17 protein-coding genes and 2 pseudogenes are annotated in these 18,090 nt (G+C 57.0%); 4 read left to right on the top strand and 15 right to left on the bottom strand.

The window, feature by feature from the left end; all coding sequences use genetic code 11:
- Window positions 1-26: 26 nt before the first annotated feature.
- The 6 genes from NKI25_RS26765 to NKI25_RS26740 all read right to left on the bottom strand — a co-directional run bounded on the left by NKI25_RS26765 (window position 27) and on the right by NKI25_RS26740 (window position 6,640).
- A complete protein-coding gene (locus tag NKI25_RS26765) occupies window positions 27-1,505 on the bottom strand; it encodes a sulfatase family protein (RefSeq protein WP_352999870.1) in 1,479 nt (492 codons plus the stop codon).
- 80 nt (window positions 1,506-1,585) lie between these two features.
- Window positions 1,586-2,887, bottom strand: coding sequence for an ABC transporter substrate-binding protein (locus tag NKI25_RS26760; protein WP_352827777.1), 1,302 nt, complete (start codon window positions 2,885-2,887; stop codon window positions 1,586-1,588).
- 24 nt (window positions 2,888-2,911) lie between these two features.
- Window positions 2,912-3,619, bottom strand: a complete 708-nt coding sequence (locus NKI25_RS26755) for a carbohydrate ABC transporter permease (protein WP_352827774.1) — start codon at window positions 3,617-3,619, stop codon at window positions 2,912-2,914.
- Window positions 3,620-3,740: 121 nt separating this feature from the next.
- Complete coding sequence (locus tag NKI25_RS26750) at window positions 3,741-4,619, bottom strand: carbohydrate ABC transporter permease (protein ID WP_352999868.1); 879 nt, start codon at window positions 4,617-4,619, stop codon at window positions 3,741-3,743.
- Between the two features lie 138 nt (window positions 4,620-4,757).
- The gene (locus NKI25_RS26745; RefSeq protein WP_352827773.1) at window positions 4,758-5,771 is read right to left on the bottom strand and encodes an SIS domain-containing protein; all 1,014 of its coding nucleotides are present in this window, start codon (window positions 5,769-5,771) and stop codon (window positions 4,758-4,760) included.
- Window positions 5,768-6,640 carry an N-acetylglucosamine kinase gene (locus tag NKI25_RS26740; protein ID WP_352798488.1) on the bottom strand — a complete coding sequence of 291 codons (873 nt, stop codon included), beginning with the start codon at window positions 6,638-6,640 and terminating at the stop codon, window positions 5,768-5,770. The genes NKI25_RS26745 and NKI25_RS26740 overlap by 4 nt, the downstream gene beginning before the upstream one ends.
- 365 nt (window positions 6,641-7,005) lie before the next feature.
- Between NKI25_RS26740 and NKI25_RS26735 the strand changes: the two genes are divergently transcribed.
- Window positions 7,006-7,833 (top strand): MurR/RpiR family transcriptional regulator, encoded by an 828-nt coding sequence (locus tag NKI25_RS26735; RefSeq protein WP_352642649.1) that lies wholly within the window; start codon window positions 7,006-7,008, stop codon window positions 7,831-7,833.
- Here NKI25_RS26735 and NKI25_RS26730 read toward each other — a convergent pair.
- On the bottom strand, window positions 7,830-9,047 hold the full coding sequence (locus NKI25_RS26730; RefSeq protein WP_352642647.1) for a D-arabinono-1,4-lactone oxidase: 1,218 nt from the start codon (window positions 9,045-9,047) through the stop codon (window positions 7,830-7,832). The genes NKI25_RS26735 and NKI25_RS26730 overlap by 4 nt on opposite strands.
- A gap of 1,121 nt (window positions 9,048-10,168) precedes the next feature.
- Between NKI25_RS26730 and NKI25_RS26725 the strand changes: the two genes are divergently transcribed.
- On the top strand, window positions 10,169-10,348 hold the full coding sequence (locus NKI25_RS26725; RefSeq protein WP_352847902.1) for an IS3 family transposase: 180 nt from the start codon (window positions 10,169-10,171) through the stop codon (window positions 10,346-10,348).
- Window positions 10,349-10,709: 361 nt separating this feature from the next.
- Here NKI25_RS26725 and NKI25_RS26720 read toward each other — a convergent pair whose 3' ends face one another.
- Window positions 10,710-10,961 (bottom strand): DUF982 domain-containing protein, encoded by a 252-nt coding sequence (locus tag NKI25_RS26720; RefSeq protein ID WP_352827768.1) that lies wholly within the window; start codon window positions 10,959-10,961, stop codon window positions 10,710-10,712.
- Between the two features lie 297 nt (window positions 10,962-11,258).
- Between NKI25_RS26720 and NKI25_RS26715 the strand changes: the two genes are divergently transcribed.
- Both NKI25_RS26715 and NKI25_RS26710 read left to right on the top strand, forming a co-directional pair.
- A complete protein-coding gene (locus NKI25_RS26715; RefSeq protein WP_352827765.1) occupies window positions 11,259-11,495 on the top strand; it encodes a hypothetical protein in 237 nt (78 codons plus the stop codon).
- Between the two features lie 83 nt (window positions 11,496-11,578).
- A complete protein-coding gene (locus NKI25_RS26710) occupies window positions 11,579-11,935 on the top strand; it encodes a hypothetical protein (protein ID WP_352642639.1) in 357 nt (118 codons plus the stop codon).
- Window positions 11,936-12,084: 149 nt separating this feature from the next.
- On the opposite strand, the pseudogene NKI25_RS26700 reads toward NKI25_RS26710, so the two are convergent.
- From NKI25_RS26700 to NKI25_RS26670, 7 genes and pseudogenes are all read right to left on the bottom strand, one after another.
- Window positions 12,085-12,305: pseudogene (locus NKI25_RS26700) on the bottom strand (transposase); the annotation flags it as partial.
- 33 nt (window positions 12,306-12,338) lie between these two features.
- A pseudogene (locus NKI25_RS26695) lies at window positions 12,339-12,520 on the bottom strand (aminoglycoside adenylyltransferase domain-containing protein); the annotation flags it as partial.
- Between the two features lie 577 nt (window positions 12,521-13,097).
- Window positions 13,098-13,433 (bottom strand): hypothetical protein, encoded by a 336-nt coding sequence (locus NKI25_RS26690; protein ID WP_352827763.1) that lies wholly within the window; start codon window positions 13,431-13,433, stop codon window positions 13,098-13,100.
- Window positions 13,434-13,609: 176 nt separating this feature from the next.
- Window positions 13,610-14,158, bottom strand: coding sequence for a hypothetical protein (locus tag NKI25_RS26685; RefSeq protein WP_352827762.1), 549 nt, complete (start codon window positions 14,156-14,158; stop codon window positions 13,610-13,612).
- On the bottom strand, window positions 14,159-16,765 hold the full coding sequence (locus NKI25_RS26680; RefSeq protein ID WP_352999863.1) for a hypothetical protein: 2,607 nt from the start codon (window positions 16,763-16,765) through the stop codon (window positions 14,159-14,161).
- 3 nt (window positions 16,766-16,768) lie between these two features.
- The gene (locus tag NKI25_RS26675) at window positions 16,769-17,470 is read right to left on the bottom strand and encodes a M12 family metallopeptidase (RefSeq protein WP_352827758.1); all 702 of its coding nucleotides are present in this window, start codon (window positions 17,468-17,470) and stop codon (window positions 16,769-16,771) included.
- Window positions 17,471-17,481: 11 nt separating this feature from the next.
- The gene (locus tag NKI25_RS26670) at window positions 17,482-17,934 is read right to left on the bottom strand and encodes a hypothetical protein (RefSeq protein WP_352999861.1); all 453 of its coding nucleotides are present in this window, start codon (window positions 17,932-17,934) and stop codon (window positions 17,482-17,484) included.
- Window positions 17,935-18,090 lie beyond the last annotated feature (156 nt).

The raw sequence follows: 18,090 nt of genomic DNA, 5'->3' as shown, positions 1-18,090 counted from the left end.
GCCAGTGCTCGCCCGATCTGGGAAGACTAGTAGTCCTCAATTCTGTTCGGGCCGGATCCACTTCTGAGCATCATAGCGGAAAAGCTGCGCCCTAAAAGGTCGCATTTCAAGCCCCTCTGATGGGCGCTATCCCAGAGATCATAGTGCTCATTGGGGTCTTCTTGATGATCGAACAACTCTCCTATTCCAACATCATGATATACATTTAGCTTGTAGCGTCCATCATAGTACATTGATGCGCGTGACCCCCGGCTCCCGTGGAATCGGAGAGAATTGTGATACTCGCTGACCACGTACGGCTTGTGGTATTCCAATGAGGTGTTGCCAAGCAGCATCTGGTCGAGTGACAGCCCCTGCATAGCGCTGGGGATCTCAAGACCCGACAACGAGAGCAATGTGGGTGCAATATCAACCAACTCGACGAGTGCATTCGACACCGAGCCTTGGGCTGAGCTGCCGGGCACGGAAATCATAAGCGGGACATGCACCAGACCCTCATAGAAACGGCAGCCTTTGTAGAGCAGGCCGTGGTCACCCATCATGTCACCATGATCGCTCATGAAGACAATGATGGTGCGATCCAGCTGGCCGGTTTCCGTCAAAGCGTCCAGTACCCGGCCGACTAGATCGTCGACTTGAGCCACCTCCGCATGATATGCCGCTCTCATCTCCCAAATGTCGAAGTTCGTGGGTGGCGCTTCATGCGTAGGCCCGGCGATCTCGTCATTGTGCGCCTGACCGACGGCTGCTGCGGCCTGCCACGGATCCACCGCGAATTTTGCCTGCTGATCGACTCGTTCAAATTTCTTCTGATGCTCGAGATCGATCGGCGTGAAGACAGGATCAGGCATATCACTTGGGTTGAAACGCCTGAGGTAGTCAGGCGGGGGATTGAGAGGCGGATGAGGTGCGTCGATATTAATGCCTAAATACCAATTACGACCAGAATGCATCTTGATGAAACGCTCTGCCCGATCGCCTGCCCAACGCGCCTGCCGATATTCTGCGGCCGGTCCCGGGCCATAATGTTGGTCAAGATACGGTTTGAAGTAGGCTACGGGATCGACCCCTTTTGACCACATCCACGCATGATAGTCATGGTTGCCTGACCACTCCGGAAATGGCTCAGGGCTCCAGTAGAACTCGGCAAATCCATCGTCGGGGCGCTTTTCTATCATGCCACGAGTGGCAGATAGGTGCAGCTTCCCTATGTGCCCCGGGTAGTATCCGGCATTCGCCATCAGTTTTGGGAGCAAAACGAGATGCGAAGGAAACGTGCCGGCGCCGTTTTGATGCACTTGGTGTGCAATCGGATACAACCCCGTCAGAAAGCTCGTTCGGCTCGGCGTGCAGATCGGGCTTTGACAATACGCACGAGCGAATGCTGTACCCCTCGCGGCCAGACGGTCGATATTGGGAGTTTGCGTGCCCTTGAACCCGAGACACCGCAGCGTGTCCCAACGTTGTTGATCACTGCAAATCCAGACAATATTAAAGTTGCCCAACTCTGATCCTCAAACGCAATAGAGGTCTAATTCGTTCGCCACCGGCGCGTCAATCGCGCCGGTGGCCGGGTGCGTGAAGACTACTTCAAATATCCAGCCCGTTTTAAGATATCCACGGCCTCAGTCTGAGCATCATCCAAAGCGGCCTGGGCACTTTTGCTGCCAACAACCGCCTCCTGCAGGGCTCGACCGAGGCGGTCGCCGATCTCCTTGAATTCAGGGATTCGAGGATAATACCACTCCGGCGCGACCCGAAGAGTTTCAGCATATGTTGCCGCGAACGACCCGTGGCCATAATTGTAGTCGTGCTTGGCAAGTATCTCCGGATCGTTCCACAGGGACGATCTCGTGATCGCGACAAAGGTGCTATCGAGTGAAATGCGTTTCATCACATCTTTACTTGTCGCCCACTGAAGGAATGCGGCTGCGGCTGCCTTGTTTTCTGATGCCGCCGGGATGACATAGGCCTGTCCCGCAAATGGCGGGAACCTCCCACTTACTCCGCCGGGCGGCAAAGCGAATCCAAGCTTACCTACGACTTTCGACAGCTTGGGGTCGAGAATGCGGCCGGCAGTTGGAGCGCCTTCCACCGTCATTGCAATGCGGCCCTGCTGCATCGCAATGACGACGTCGTCAAACGTTGCTGAGGTGCTGCCAGGCACGGTGAACCTGGTCATCACGTCTGTGTACCATTTCAGCGCCTCCACAGCGGCGGGTGTATTGACCGTGGGCGTCAGATCCGCCGGTTCGTGCGCGAAATATTTGCCGCCGAAAGCATACAGGACCTGGCCCCAAAACCAGATATTCTCACCGGTGTCGGGTTGCCCTCTTAGTGCGGTGCACTGAATATCAGCCTTTTTCAACAGCTCGCAGTCATCGCGGAATTCCTCCCACGTTTGTGGTGGCTGTTTGATACCGGCCTTCTCCAATAAGTCGGGACGATAGTAAACGAGCTGCGTCGCCGCGAAATGCGGCAATGCCAGTTGTTTGCCGTCCTTATTGTACAGGCGAAGCACGGGAGCGATGAAATCCTGTACATCGGCACTCTTCATGTCGACGTAGTTGTCGAGCGGCTCCAGGATATCGCCAAATGCGTATCGCCCGAACTCCTCGCTCCCTAAGTAGACCACGTCGTAGCTATTTGAACGTGTCAAGAGCTCGACCGACACCTTCTGAACGGTCGGCGCATAACCGAAGAGATCAAACTGCACTTCAGCGCCGGTCTTCTCTGTGAACTCGTGCGCAAATTTTTTGAGCTCAAGATCGTATGCTGAGTTTGTCGATAGGATCTTTATTTTTACGCCGTCGTACCGCTGCTGAGCCGATGCTCCCCCGCCGATGGCAACACCTAATGCAACAGCAATAATTCCGATGTACCTCATTGCTTCTCTCCTTGAGCTAACGTTTCACCCTTTCACGGAACCGGTCGTTGTTGAGCCGGCGACGTACTTTTTTACGAACGGCACGAAAACTACGATCGGAACCAGCATAAGCACGCAGGCGGCTGCCGCTTTGCCCCAATCAGTTCCCTCAAACGGCATGAAATTCAGTATTGCGACGGCTGCAGTTTTTGCGTTATCGCGTGTTAGCGTCAGCGCGAAAAGAAACTCGTTCCAAGAACCGATAAAGACTAAGATAGCTGTTGCTAAGATGCCGGACATGGCAATAGGTATCGAGATAAGTGTCATCACCTGCAGTGTTGACGCGCCATCTATGATAGCGGCCTCTTCTATTTCACGAGGAACTTGGTCAAAAAACGACGATAAATACCAAATCGCGAGCGGGATAGCGAACATGGTGTTGACGATGATCAGCGCAATCTTTGTGTCGACCAAATCTACTTGGCGGAAAAAGAGAAAATAGGGGATGATGTAAATCATCGCTGGCGCAGCCCGGAGCGCCAATACCAACGTCAACAGCCTGCGCATGGAAGTCTTCTGCAGATGGGAGATGCCAAATGCCGCCGGGACCGAAAGCGCCATGGTCACTACAATGGTGCTGCATGAGACCACAATTGAATTTATGAGCGCCGAAGAAAAGTCCTTGTCGGCGACTATCGCGGTATAGTGCTGAATGGACGGCTCTCCCACGATCACCGGCGGCCATTGAAACATCTCTGTCGGCTCTTTGAGAGATGTCGAAAGTGTCCACAGGATTGGAGAGAATAGGAATAGCGCGAACGCAGCACAGATGACATATCCGTAGATGTATCGTCCAAGGTCTCGATGCATGAGATCAGCCGCCAACTCGGCCAGCCGAGATTCGGCGAACGAACCAAAAGCAAGCGCCGACGATTGTGGCTGTGAACGCCACGAGAATTGAGGCGGCATAATCGAGGTCAAGATATGTAAATGCGGTCAGGAAAGCGTAGAAGTTAAGTGGCTCAGTCGCCCCTGCAGGCCCGCCTCCAGTCAGCACGAAAATCACCGGGAAAATGCCGAGGACCTCCAAGGCTTGAAATACTGCAACGGCTCCCATTGCAGGTAAGACAAGCGGTATGGAGATATGCCGTTGGGCCTGAGCCCAGCTTGCACCGTCGAGGCTGGCCGCCTCATAAATCTCGTCGGGGATTGAATCCAGGGAGGAAAGAAGCAGCAAAGCAACTATAGGAACCCCAAACCAAACCGACACGATGATCACGGTAGCAAGCGCTGAGGCCTTGCCTCCCAGCAAGTCGGCGTCGAAATTGTGTCCGAAGAAGCTTGCGAAATAAGACAGGCCGCCCACACCAGGAATGACAAACAATTTCCACACAATTCCGCCTACCGCTGGCGGAACTACGGAGGGAAGCAGGGAAGCTGCTCGCATCCACCGTGTACCGATGAGCTTCTCCTTCAGAGCTAATGCCAGCGCCAACCCACACAGGAGTTGAAGCGCGACGGGCATAACGACTAGGGCAAAAGTCACGAAAGCAGCGTTGATAAATCGGCCGTCGGACAAGAAGCGTGTGTAATTGTAAATGCCGATGAAGGTCGTCTTTCCGGGGAAGGCGATGTTGAAATCCACGAATGAGAGCGCAACGACAGCCGCAATCGGGACGAACGTCGCAAGGCATAGGAACCCGATCGCGGGGGTAACCAGCGCCCAGGACACATTACGCCGGGAATATGCCATGGGTCCGTTCCTCCTTGATGTCTATGCCCATGTTGAAAGCCTGGTCTGGCTGGCATTGGCGAGCTGAATGGGACCGAGTGCGTCAAAAGTCCGGCTAGGAAGGAGGTCCGGAACGTTGTTATGTCCGGACGTGCGAGCTCAGATCTGCGTTTCCGTTTCGTCCATCGCAACCTTTGTGTCCGTTTGGCTATAACGGAACGGGACATCCGTAAGTCCGGCCGCGTCGGACAGCTCGGCCGCCAGCAGCTGGGCGGGCAGAATGTCTACGATGGCCCGGGCAACCCGGTTCTGCAGTGGAGGCACTTTCACAACTGTCAGGGTTTTGTGGTCGTGAGGCAACTCGCTCGCGGTTACTAGAAGAACTGCACAGCCGATTTCGGCTAACTCCTGCGCCAACCGCACTTCGCGACCATCGCCGAATATCAATATCCCGGTCGCCTCATCCATAGATTCCATCGGACCATGCAAGTAGTGCAGCGTGTCGCTGGCGCCTGCCGGAACCCTGACAGCCTCACGAATAAGCAAACAAGCTTCGCCCGCTGTACCAAAGGCGGATATTGCGCCAACGCAGTCGATGGCTCGCTGGTCACGGAAAATTTCGCCAGCACGAGCCATTTTCTTCGCCGAGGTCTTCAGGACCTCGCTTGCGATCTGGGGAATGTCGTTCCAATTAAAGCTCTCTCCACCGCCAAGAGCATCAACCAGCAGCCCGCCTGCCAAAAGCGACCCTGTGAAGCCGGTACTTGATGGCAGCGAATCCAGCCCGGACTCATACCGAATTGCCGTTGAAGCGGCGCGCGATAGCGGGTCATTGCCTTCATTCGTGATTGCAAGGGACGGTAATTGACTGTGCACGTTAAGCGCAGCAATGGGCTCGACGCTCCTTCCTCCGACAGAAAGCACGATAATGGCATCGCCAGGATCTCCAGGCTCAACGAGATCGACAGCGCGCCAGGTATTTGCCCGCCTACCGCGACGCTGAAGTTCGCCGGTCACCACCGCCGCAGCTTCGTAACTCGCGCCTATGCCTGTGACGACCACAGTTCCGTTCTTGAATTGCGAAAGATCAAGTTTCCGGAGCTGCGGTCGGACAACTTCCAACGCATGGCGAAACTGATCAGGCTGACGGGCGATCGCCGATCTGTAAGTCATTGAACATCCTTGTGTTGAGGCATGATTGGACCTTCGGTGCTGGCGCCACCCGTGCGAAGTTGCTGCGCCATGACGCAGGCTCCCAAGACCGGCGGCCTGTTAAGGAAAGTGACGGCTAGGGTGGCCCCGAAGCGGCTGGCAATTTCGTGAGAAAATGCGTTGGCTAAAAGGGGTTGAGCAAGAATGACCCCGCCGCCCACCACAACATGTTTGTCGTGCACGCCGCCTAACATCAGATGGTGGACCAACTGAGTCAGGGCCGCTGCGCCCTCGTCAATAACGCGTTTAGCCAAGGACGAACCTTCATTGGCGGCGTAGAAGATAACGGGTGCGTATCGCCCCAGAGCCGAGGCGCTGCCTTCCTTCGCAATCGCGGTGCCGATGTTCGTGGGGCTATTCAGTCCGAATGCCTCACAAAGCGCTTCGACAAGCGGCTCTGACCTCGCCCCTCCCAGGTCAATATGCAATCGCACTGCTCGGCCGGCCTCGCGTACTAAACCTGGAGCGCTCCCTTCGTCTCCGATTGCCCAGCCCCAACCGCCTGCGACATGCATCTTGCCTTTCTGGTCCCGAGCGACGGCGATTGAGCCAGTGCCCGCGACGACACCAATTCCGCTGGAAAGCCCCATGGCGAGGGGAAAAAGTTCTGCATCATTGACGACCCTTAAGGGGCAGGCAAAATGATTGGAAAGTGGCTGTTGGAGGACGGCGCACTCTTCCTCATCATCGCATCCATGAGAGCCAATCGCGATGCTGTTGGGCGTGGCGCCAGCAGCAAATCTGCGAATTAGCGCGATAAGTCCAGGGATATCGTGGTCATAGGCGCCAGAACGCCATTCACTGGTTCGCACGACCAAGTCGCGGGCCATACCCTGGTCCAGGCAAGTCCTCAAATGCGTTTTGGTGCCACCGATATCGACACCAATTGTTATAGAACCCATCTCTTCACTCTGTTCGCATTAGCATGTAGCGGCCGCGGTTCCAGTCTATTTTTAGAGGAATATCACTATTTTCTCATTCACAAAAGATGGTTTTTTTCATCATCTCGAGTTATCTTGCCGTCGACGAAGGGATGTCGGATGTCAGTTGCAAAAAGGGAGGCAGGCGCTAGAGCCCTAACGAAAATTATGTTCACTGCTTGGCAATGTGCTGAAAAGTTCCTATTGCTCTCGCTGCCCGCGTCAAATCAAACCCAGAGGAGCTGGAGCCCCGTGATCTCAAGGGAATCGTTTTAATGCAGGAAAACATTTTAGCGCGATTGCGATCGTCTCAGCCGAGCCTCAGTCCGGCACTCCTTCGCATCAGTGAGTACGTCCTCAAGGATCCCGCGAAGGTCGTGCACCAGACCATCACGGAGGTCGCTGACGGATCTGGATCGAGCGAAGCGAGCGTTTTGCGGTTCTGCAGAGACATCAAATTTTCGAGCTTTCAGCGTTTCAAACTGGCATTGGGAATCGAACTCTCAACTAACCAGACAATCAGACATGCCAGCCCGTCCGGTGACATCATCGACGATACGCTGTCCATGGCCGTCACGGCACTCAGTCAGACAAAGGACCTGTTGAACCAGGCCGCTCTCGAATTGGCGGTAAAACATATCATACGAGCGAAAAGTATCGATCTCTACGGTTTGGGCGGCTCTGCGAATGTGGCCCGATATGCGCATTACTTGTTTATTAGATCTGGACTGATGTCGCGCGTGCTGGACGACCCGCATCTCGCCGTCATGAGTGCGGTGAATCTCGGACCCAAGCACGTGGCACTGGCAATTTCGGAATCTGGCTCGAGCAAGGATACCATCAACTCACTCATGGCAGCCAAGGCTGCTGGCGCGTTCACCATAGCAATCACATGTCACATACGCAGTCCAATCGCTGCCAAGGCGGACGCTGTGCTGGCAGCATCCTCGACGGACACCCCCATCATGCGAGGAGCATTCTCCCGGGTCGCTGGACAATATTTGATTATCGACATCCTCGCCAACATGATCGCTAAAGATGGCAGCAAGTTCCAGGCGGCTATGCAGCGAACCGCAGAAGCCACCATAGATAAAAGCTTTTAACCGAAACGTTCGCGCAGGTAGTCGTTAAGGAAACGACCGTCGGGATCAAAGAGAGCCCTTTGGGAAACAAAATCCCGGTACCTTGGGTACAAGCCTTCGATCTCCGGCCGCCCCAGACTGTGAAGTTTGCCCCAGTGCGGACGACCGTTCGCTGAGGAAAAGATCGTCTCGCAATCACGGATGAAATCCCAGTAGTCCTCTCCTGCTGCGCCGGACACGGATATCATCGCAGTCTTTCGCTCAAAGTATGGACTCAGCCAAATAGCGTCAGCCGCTACGGTTCTATACTCCACCGGGAATATCTGCGACGGATACTTTGTCTTTATGAGCTTCCGGATTTCGCGGAATACCGACGGACCGTCCCCGTAGGGCACCGCGTACTCGCATTCATTATGGTTCGGCATCGGAATTGAACCCGGAAATATCCGGTAGCTCGGCCCTATTCTCTCGCCGACCCGATCTTCGACAGACTCCGGCGATTGAGCCGTGACGTTCAGCGTCCTCAGTTCGCAGACATCGGATTTGCTGCGAGTACGTCCCATGCCAAACGTGTTGGGCAGGCTGTATAACGAGGCCGAGTGTTCGGTCGGGCACCAGAAAACGCGGAGACTCCTATTTTTTTGGCATAGCTGATCCAGGTGATCCATGCATTCTTCGAAATCCTCACGCCATATTTTGTCATGAAGATCAAAGGCGGGAACAAGCTTCATCGTGACGGAAAGTACCACGCCGAACATTCCGATGGAGACTTTTGCAGCGTTGAGGGCATCCGGGTTTTGTGAGGCATCGACATTGACGATCGATCCGTCGCCAGTCGCTATCCGCATTCCAACTATCGGCCCTGCTAAGCATTTTAAACTATCTCCGCTGCCATGCGTACCCGTCGATACGGCCCCGCTTATGGTTTGCAGATCGATATCACCCTGATTCGGCAACGCCCAACCTGCAGAGCGCAGTTCAGAGCCGACGTCACAAATCCGCGTTCCGCCGCGAAGCGTCACCTTGCCGTTGGCGTGGTCGATGTTTTCGATCCCGGATAGGCGCTCCGCGGAGATCAGAACGCCGTCCGTGGGGACAATTGGCGTATAAGAGTGCCCCGTACCCACGACGCGGACGCGCAGGTTGTTCAAGGCTGCTGCCTTGATCGTACAGCAGACGTCATCGTCCGAACTTGGCATCGCGAAATGCTTTACCCGACAAACCTGATTGCTCACCCAGTTCCGCCAAATCAAGCTCGGGCCGAGTGTCGGCGAACTAGTTTCTGAAGAATGCAATGGAGTTCTCCTGCTATGTGTTCTCAGGCATTTGGCGGTAGCGACCATAGGTATGATGGATACCATCATCGCGATGTATATAAAAGACGATTTTTTTCATTCTTGATCGAATGCACTGAGGCGGAAATCCGACTCTCGTGCGGGTCACCAATCGAAAACCGTCTTGAACGGTTTCCAGGCCTCATCGGAGCCGGGCTCTGCTCATCTCAAGCCTTGATGGCTCCCGAACTCAGGCCCGGAAACTAGAGCCCGCCGCAAAAGACCGTGCCGCTACCAACCCGAAATTGTTGCCGGTATCCCCTGCCATCAAAGGGTACGCACCCGCCTTTCGGAACTGGCGCGATGGAGCCATCCTGATGTAGAGATAAAAACATCCTCTATCACCTGGGCGAAGTGGCTGGCTCTCCATTGGTTGCAGTCAAGAGGTTCCATGCGTCGCGAATCCGGCACGTACGTTGAGAGCGCGAAGAATTGTCCGACGGCAGATGGTTGGAGGTGCATTCCCGGCTCGTCGATAGCATGGAACCTCTGGGACAGCAGACTGCTCGCATTATGCGCGGAGGCGCGCGGCATTAAGGCCGATGAAGCCGTCCTGAATGAGAAGGCGCTCGCTCGCAGACACGCCCATAACTTCGAGGCTATCAGCAGCACGGAAGGGTGGGGCTTGCGGACACCGATGTTATCGGAGGAGAAGAGCCGTGAGCCTACAAGCCCCAATGTCAGCGGCTCTCATGCGGTGGATGAGTCGAAACTGATGTACTCGATACGACACAAAGGGAATGGGTAAGCCAGTGGAGCAGTTCAATTGAGCAGGTGTCGCCAACAGTCATCGAGGGGCCAGCTGGATCTCAACCTCGACTGTTTCCATTAAGTGTTCCGGCCAGCTTACACGCCATGACGCTTAGTATAGGCGGTTGTTGATCGTATCGCTCAATTCCGGAGAGCGTTGCCTGATTCCTCCCGGATGTACCGGGACACCTTCTGCGGCGAGTTTTGTCGAACACCTCGGATGCTATGATTTTCGTCTCCGCAAGGGTGCCCGTCAAAATCGAAGATGATCGATGAAGGTCGAAGCCGTCTATCCGATGGCCTACGAAACCTTCGCCGACGTCGCTGAGGACCTTCCCCGCTTCATTGATGAGGTTTACAACACCCGCCGATTGCACTCAGCGCTCGGCTATCTCAGCCCGCAACAGTTCGAGGACCAACACGCCCGGCAGATGGTCAAAACTGCGGCTTGACCCTGTCCGGTCCGAGGGGCGCACTCCAGCTCGCAGTCAGTTTCCGCCAGGTGTGGCCCGTCTCGGCGCACCGCTGCGATAGTCTCTCAGCGCCATGATTGTCGATCAGCCGGCGGATGGAGCCGACGGCGCGCGTCTGGCCTTCTTACGGATAGCGGCCCTTGGGGACGATCTCTACGTCGAATTCGCCACAGAGCGCGTCAACTCGCGGGTCGACGTAGAGTGCAGATCCGCGGCTCCAGCCTTCTCGCGCAAGCATTCGGCGTCTCCGCATGATCGACGCACGATGTTTGCACAAATGTAATGGCCGCTGCAAGAGTGATGCACGATGGACAGTGGTGGGGCACGCGTTGACGAGATGTCAAGCATTCAGGATTTTCGCTTCCTTGGCGGCGTTGAGAAATGCCACGCGCGCTACCTCCGGTGCGCTGCCGCCGCCGAGCAACTTCAGGCACGCCATGCGAGCCTGGATGCGGCGCCCGGTTTCTCCAATGGGCCAGCGGTAAAGCAGCATTTCGGCGGCTTCGCGGGTGCTCGAAACACTGACTTTGCCCGAGGACAGCAAAACGGTCACGGGCTCTTCGAACGTGCCGACGTCTCGTTCGCTGGTCATAAACAGGTCTCCTTCCGCAATCCCCACAAGAGCTTACGGTCGAAACCTCCATTCCGTTGCGTCACGTTTGTCCCGGTGGGCGAACATTCTGTGAGGATGGGACCTCGTCCAGAGCGCGGGCTTGATCGCTCTGACTAGACTCGCGAACGCGTTGCGGTCCTCAAATTAGCGAGAACCGTCCTTATCGCTACCGGCCACTTGCCGGCGCAGGCATCCGCAGACGGAAGTCAATACTCATTTCTGAGGATGGAAATCTCGCGTGCAGATCGGCGAAGCTGGGCCAGAGGAGTGATCGTCATGACCGTTGCCCATGGCCTCGCCAGCGACCCCAGCGGAATGTGGCGGGTCGTCTTCTTGCCTGAAGAGCTGCATCTCTATGTGGAGTTCAATCGGCCAGGCGCCGGCACAAATCCCGTCGACTGGACGAGCCTCGACGACTTCCTTGCACGGCGCCCAAAAGATGCTCTCCACCAGCGGGCGCGCGACAGACTGGTCTCGCTTATTTGCAAGGCGCTTGGGGCCTGTCCCGGCTGACGCCCAACCGTTCTATCGACTTGGGAAATAGCCTATGCTTCTATCCCAAGGCGACGGGGGAAAGCGCTATGGGCAGGGGAAGAATGATCGCGGTTTTGGCCGCAGCTCTGGTGATTGCCGGTTGCCAGAACAGCGGGTACTTGCTCAAAACATACAGCGCTTCTGTCGCGCCCAAGCACGTCGTCCAGACCGCTGGCGGCTCATTCTGGGTCTTCGATCGTCCGGACCTTGGCAAGATCATGACAACGCCGTCGCCAGGGACAATCGCCGCGCCGGCGATCATCAGCGGAGCAACGGTCGGTCTGGTAAAGCTCGATCCAGTCGTTGCGGCGCACCAGGCTGTCGCCCTGCAGTACCTCGCTCAAACTGGCCGGACCTGCGAGATCAAAACCAGCGTCGAGATTTGGCGCCCGGAGTTTGAACACACCTACGTTTGCTAAAACTGAGGGTCGGGAGTCGCGAGCGCAAGAGCGAACCCCGTTGCTGCCTTGCGCATCGCCCTCTAGGCCGCCGGCGTCGAGTTCATCCCGGAGAACGGCGGCGGCGCCGGCGTGAGGCTCCGCAAACCTTAGGCCGTAGACTCATTACTGCGCAGCCACACACCTGCTTTTCGCCATCGGACGAAGCGGTTGCAACCGGTGGTGCGCGGGCCATAGCGCTGAGGCAGGTCGCGCCATGGGGCACCGGAGCGCAGCACCCAGAAGATGCCGTTCAGCACGCGCCGATCATTAACACGCGGCACACCTCTTGGTTTGTTGGGTAGCAGCGGCTCGATCACCATTCAAGTTCTGTCAGACCATATCGGCTCATGGTAAGCCCTGAATCAGAATCCGGCCCGATGTGGAGTGTCAGTAGGACGTTTCGTTCGTCACCTGTCACCTTATCGAGCAGTGAAGGAAATGCATCGCACATTGCGCGGCGAACGTGCTCCGCAGTGATTTCCGGCAGAAGCTCTTGGTTGCGGTCGGGCCGAGCAAGGGGCGAGCTTCTTGCCGGGCCTGCGCCAACACCAGAGCGAGTTCGGGGCCGAGACAAGCTGTAGAACCTCGCCTGCTTGGAATGCTTCCCCTACCAACACAAAAACTCATTGCCCGACCGCCTGTGCCGATGATCTCCGGGGATACGCCACGACGCCTGCTTGATTTATGCAGGAGTCTCCCGACTACGTTGCTGGATGGGTAGCACGCCACAACTTGAAACGGTTTTGATCGAGATGATTGTCCAAGCTGCAGATTTTCCAACGGCCAGCTTCGATTCCGTAGCAGGCGACGGCCCCGATAAATCTGGAGGCCGAATACTCTTCAATGTTCGCGTTGACAGCCATGCGGATGTCAGCGAGTTGTCGCGATCGCGAGCAAATCGGACGGGGGGATGACTCCTCTGCTTCTGCTGTTGGATCGTACGGGGACGTCGATCAAGATCCACGAGGTGCCGGGTGAGGACTACCCATTGGTAGTCTCCATCGCCCGTTGGGCCAATCAGCCCCTTCACTCGCAAGCCATTACCAGCGTCAATGTCGAGGTTACCCTGCTCCTGGACACTGTCGCATCGGAAGCACGGCCGGAATAGCTGAATTGCGGACTCAGCCGATGTTAGCGGGGCCTACGCGTTATGAACGGGGTCCCACTCCTCCTGCTGCTTTGTGCATTCCACACTGCCATTTATGCGACTTTCGGAGCACAGACCAGGAACATTTGGCGTTTTCCATTCATCGCCTAAGGCCAGTTTCGCGCTGGAAAAAGCCAAATGCGGGAGTTCAAAAGTGGCCGCAACGGGCCGTTTGCTGACGGACAGGTTTGCGCTCGAACGGCCGGGAAGCTGCCCTTCAGAAGCGACCCATACCAGCCGTTCCTGCGATACAAGAGCTGTTGCAAAGCTGGACAGCAATTGAGCCGTCGCTTGGTCGAGTAAGTCAAAAGAACTGGCAGGATCGTTCAACCGACCAGTTACTTTGCTCTCGGGCGCCCCATTGGAAAAGATCGGGCGCCGTCTACAAGCCTATGGATTAGATGGCGGAAATCGCTCTGCAATGAACATCGGCGGCTCTGAGGGCGAAAGATCGAACCTGATGTTGTTGACACAGCCCGCGAATGCACCGGTCTATCGCCCATTTTTCAAGGGAGCAACTGGCCGCCATATCCGGCCGAAGGGTCGATTCGTTCGGGCGGCGGCCGCAACGTAGCGGCGGAATATTCTGCATAGTCTACCAAGAAGACGTTGTCCTCGATCGGTCCGGCATCTCGTGAAGCGACCCTCCGCGCCGCGAAGTAAATCGATTCCACCCCCAAGGCGCTGCCTGTAGCGACTCTTGACAACGCGCAATACGAGGTTCCAGCGGCCGACCAGCCAATGATCCGGGTGTCCGGGGGCACCGCCTGCGCTTCTTCACCGAGTTGCGTCCCCGTCCCGTCGTTGAGAAGCGCCCGCAATTGTACGAGATAGACTTCCTCCCGTGATGAAAGGCCAATCCAAAAGGCTTCCTTGTCATCAACGGGAAGAAGCAATCGTCCGTTGCGCGCTCTTGCGATAGGGAGCGCTCCCAAGCTTCGCGGGGCGACACGGACAACGCCAGTATTGGGCAGCTCGAATCGTTGAAAAGACATGGTCAGCGTTCCGATTTGCAAGCCAAAGCCCGCTTCACCCGGAGACCAGCCGCGCTCCATCTAGGTTCCCCGTTTCTTCTGCAGGGCTTTCAGAGCCGAGGCAGGGAGCTGGTAGGTGAGGGCAAAGCGGCGCGCCTGCGCCTCTGTTGACGCAACGCCAAGCTTGCCGTCGGCGGCGTCGAATCCCGTAGGCTTCGGTTCCGCACAAGCCAGTGACTTCGCAGCCGATGGAACGGAGGTCCGCCCGGATGCGGCGCGCTTCGAACCGCTCGGCGAGAATTTGGCCGCGCTCTTCCCGGTTTTCGGCTTGGCCGCCTTCATGGACTTCGACGCGGGGGCTGCAAGCTTCTTGGACGCGACGGGGTCGAAACCGATCATCTCCTGCGGCACCGGCGACGCAAGAGGAGCCGCCGCAACGAGATTCTCCAGAAGTGTCGAACGATAAGTTTTCCTCACTTCGCGGTTCGCCGACCATGCAAGATAGGGCGGCATTGTCGAAAGCGCGGCGACGCGATTCCATAGAGCAAGTGGAACGAGCGCCCGGTTTTGCTGGCTCGCTTCGACCATCAGTCGCCAACTCCGTTCGAATAAGGGCGGCGCCGTGAAAGGTTGCGTCCGGCGCAAAGACACGTCAGGGCAGCGAAGCGAGAGCGCTTCCACATCTGGGTGCTCACTGCCGACGAGGCCGCGTAGGTTGGCGACCACGATATTGAGATCGTTGAGGTCGACCGAGTGGTCGGCCTCGTCTTGAACAAGTAAGAGATGCGCGCCGACGATGCCTTCGAGCGGGTTCTTATACTTCTGCAGGAGCAACTCCTCCAGCCTGTCGTTTAGAATGGGACGCTCTTCGGCAAGTGCGATCGAAGCCTTCTCGAATCTGTCGTTTTCTGCGACCGACCAAAGCACCTTGCGGTCCGGCGGTTCATCCTTTCCATTCCGCATGATGAACGATATCCGTGGAGGCCCTTCTTGCTCGCCGGTTTGGAAGCGCAAGAGATAGGCTTCAAGACGCCAGCCCGCAACTGCCGGCAATGTCATCTCGGTCGTTCCGGCAGATGGGTTGTGGAACCTCAGGAATGCGATTGTGGGCTCGATATCAACGGTATGGTGTGCGCTCCCATCCTTCGAGGCCTCGTCTTTCGTGCTGGTCTTGGAAAGGTCGGCGATCTCCCTGCCGTGTGAGTCGACGATCCTGACACCCTCCCAGGGATTGGCGATTGCGGCGACCGTATCGGATGTCCAACTTCTCGCAACAACCGCTATCTGCGCTCTTCCGGGCCCGGGAGCCAGTCGCTCCGCAAGGTGATCAACCAAAGCTGACTGGTTCTCGTGAGAAAGCGGTGCGTCGCGAAATGGGACCGCGGACGCAATTCGAGGCAGAGCGCCGGGGCCCAGAATCAGGTCTCGGTCGAGAAGGAACACCTGATCCACAAGATCCCTGGCTACCCGGATGCGGGCGCGGTAGATGCCACATCTCAATCTTGCGTCAAGTCGCCCTTTGCCGTTGTCGGCCGTCTCGAACTCCGCGGTTTCGATCGAGATCTGGTTTGCCGAGTCGCCTTCGTCGAGGGACAGATTGAAAGTGTTCGGGGTAAGCGATACCCTCGGTCCCTTCTCCGTTACCTTCACCGTCCCCGCTCGCGTCACCTCGAAACCTTGACGATAGTCACTGTCGGGAACCTCGATGACATGGAGGCCTGCGGGCAGCTTGGCGGTCATGGCCGCCAATGTCTCAAACGCCGAGGCCTGGGGCGGCGCGCCAGACCATAGGCGGGCGGACTTTCCAACGGCGTCCGGCTCGAACTGCAGCTCAATGTCGAACGTCATCGGCGCGATGCCCTTCGCGAGCACGATTTGCGGATGCTCGGCGACGATTTCGGGCTCGAGCGAGATCTCGAGATTTTTCCTGTCTGCCTCTCCAAGACGATGAGGCAGGGCGTTTCGGAGCCAATTGGCCATGCTTTGCCCGGTCACGGAGCCCGCCCCATTAACCGCTGCGCCTTTAACTCCGTCGAGGAACGCCCAGGTGAAGACGCCGTGGAACTTTCCGCCGTCCTCCGCGACGGGCGCTTCCACGGCTTTCAAAGGCCGCTTGGCGGCGAAGGCAGCGAAGGCAGCGCCAGGCGGAACGGGATTGCTGACCGCCGCCAGCGGTGGCGGATTTGGCACCGCGATCGACATGCGGTTCATGCAGGCGTCGAGCAACAGAACAAATTCCTGAAAATAGCCAGCATCCTGCCACCAATTCAGCCATGCCGAAGCGGAGATGTTCGCATTGACCTTGTTAGGTGCCACATCAGCCGTCAGCAGGCAGCCCATGCGCTGGACAGTCGAAAAGCCGTGACCGGACATATAGATGTAGAGACGTTCGCCGACGGTCCGGCCCATGCCTGCTGCGACATTCTTCTCGGCGAGGCCCTCGATCCACATAAAGGCGTGCCGATTAAGGTGCTCCGCCCAAGGCTCATCGGACGGCGGTGCCGGAAAGTCGGAAGAGACGATCCTCTTGACATTGTCCGGCGGCAGATCGCCGCCGGTGGATGCGAGCAGCCAATTGCAGATGCTTTCTACGTCATTTTCCGGCCCCTGCAGGTCAGCTGGAGGGTTCGTGAGACCTGGATAGGTCTTCAGACCGATCGCGATTGCGTAGTGGTCGTGCTTCGGCATAGGTCACTTGGGATATGCTTGGCTGACGAGTTGCCTGTCCGTTTTCGAAAGCTCAGAATTCATACCCGCCGAAAACCCGTCAAGGGTCCAAGCCTTCGGAATAGGGTACATCATGATCGATAGCGAATCGACTGGCGAAGCAATCACCGTATCGTCTGGATAATGGTGGAACATGTTGTTCTCGATGGTCGCGAGATCCCAATTGTTGGGAGGTCCGCTGAGATCGGCAATCACCGCGTCGCGGTTCCACTTTATGCCGCCGAGCGGATTCTGGTGTTCATGGATCAGGCCCACCGCATGGCCAAACTCGTGAAGCACCACACGGCGCAAGACATCTTCGCTCGAGCCATCGTCCAGCCATCCGTAGTTCATAGTTTCTCGGGGCTCGGGGATTTGACGGCACACCGTGCCGAGATAAGACCACGAACCGTTGCCCTGAACGAACGCGATGCGAACGTCCGTTGGCCCCGTAGCCCGGAAATCCAGTGTCAGATTCGCAACATTCTCCCACTCCTTGGCGACTGCGCGGACCCGGGCCTGAAGCGCGGCGGAACCGCCAACAAACCGGCAGGTGATCAGGGCGCCATCGTCCCACATCGCCTCCTTGAGCACCGCAGCCTTGCGGAATGAGACCCCCGTCTTGTCTGCGCCCGTCTTCGGCGCACCGGCAAGGCACATGCAATAGTGTTTCGGATTCTCGGCCATCGCTTATCTCCTTATGCTTGGCTTGATTTTCTTCTGCTTGCGGTCTCGACAGCCACCTGTCGACTTTCGATCGCGGCAACGCGCTGGTGGAGATCGAAATTCACGTCCATCGGTCGATTGCCGGCCGGCGCCTCGCCCTGCAGCTCCTCGTCGGCCAGGAGCTTCTTGCGGCGGCCGTCCAGGAACCACGCGACGCCGAACACCCCGCCTGAATTGCGCACCATGATGATGAGGGCCAGGAAATAGGCGAAGAACCCGCCGAACAGGCCGATGCCATAGGCGCCGAAAAGAGCCTTGTCGCCGTCGCCAAAAAGCGAGGTTACCCCAGCACCGCCAACGATACCTACGATCGTGGTCAGATCGCTGAACTGGACGTCGGCCTTGCGATAGCGGTTGATGTAGTAGACCAGCCAGCCGATGATCGCACCGAAGCTGGCTGCCCCGAGATGGGCGATGTCTAACATGCTAACTCGTCCTCCTGTTGTGGGCCAGGTGCCAGTCGTCGCGACATGCCGGCGCACCAAACATAAAACCCTCGGTGCAAAGTCAGACCCCATGATACTCCCAATATCGCCTCTATATAACCACTAGGTGTAAATAACGTTATGGAAACAACGGTC

Origin of the sequence: Mesorhizobium sp. M0808 (genome assembly GCF_040320025.1) — a bacterium.
Taxonomy (GTDB): Bacteria; Pseudomonadota; Alphaproteobacteria; order Rhizobiales; family Rhizobiaceae; genus Mesorhizobium.
Note: the sequence above shows the minus strand (reverse complement) of the source record. Positions and strands in the feature narration are given on the sequence as shown.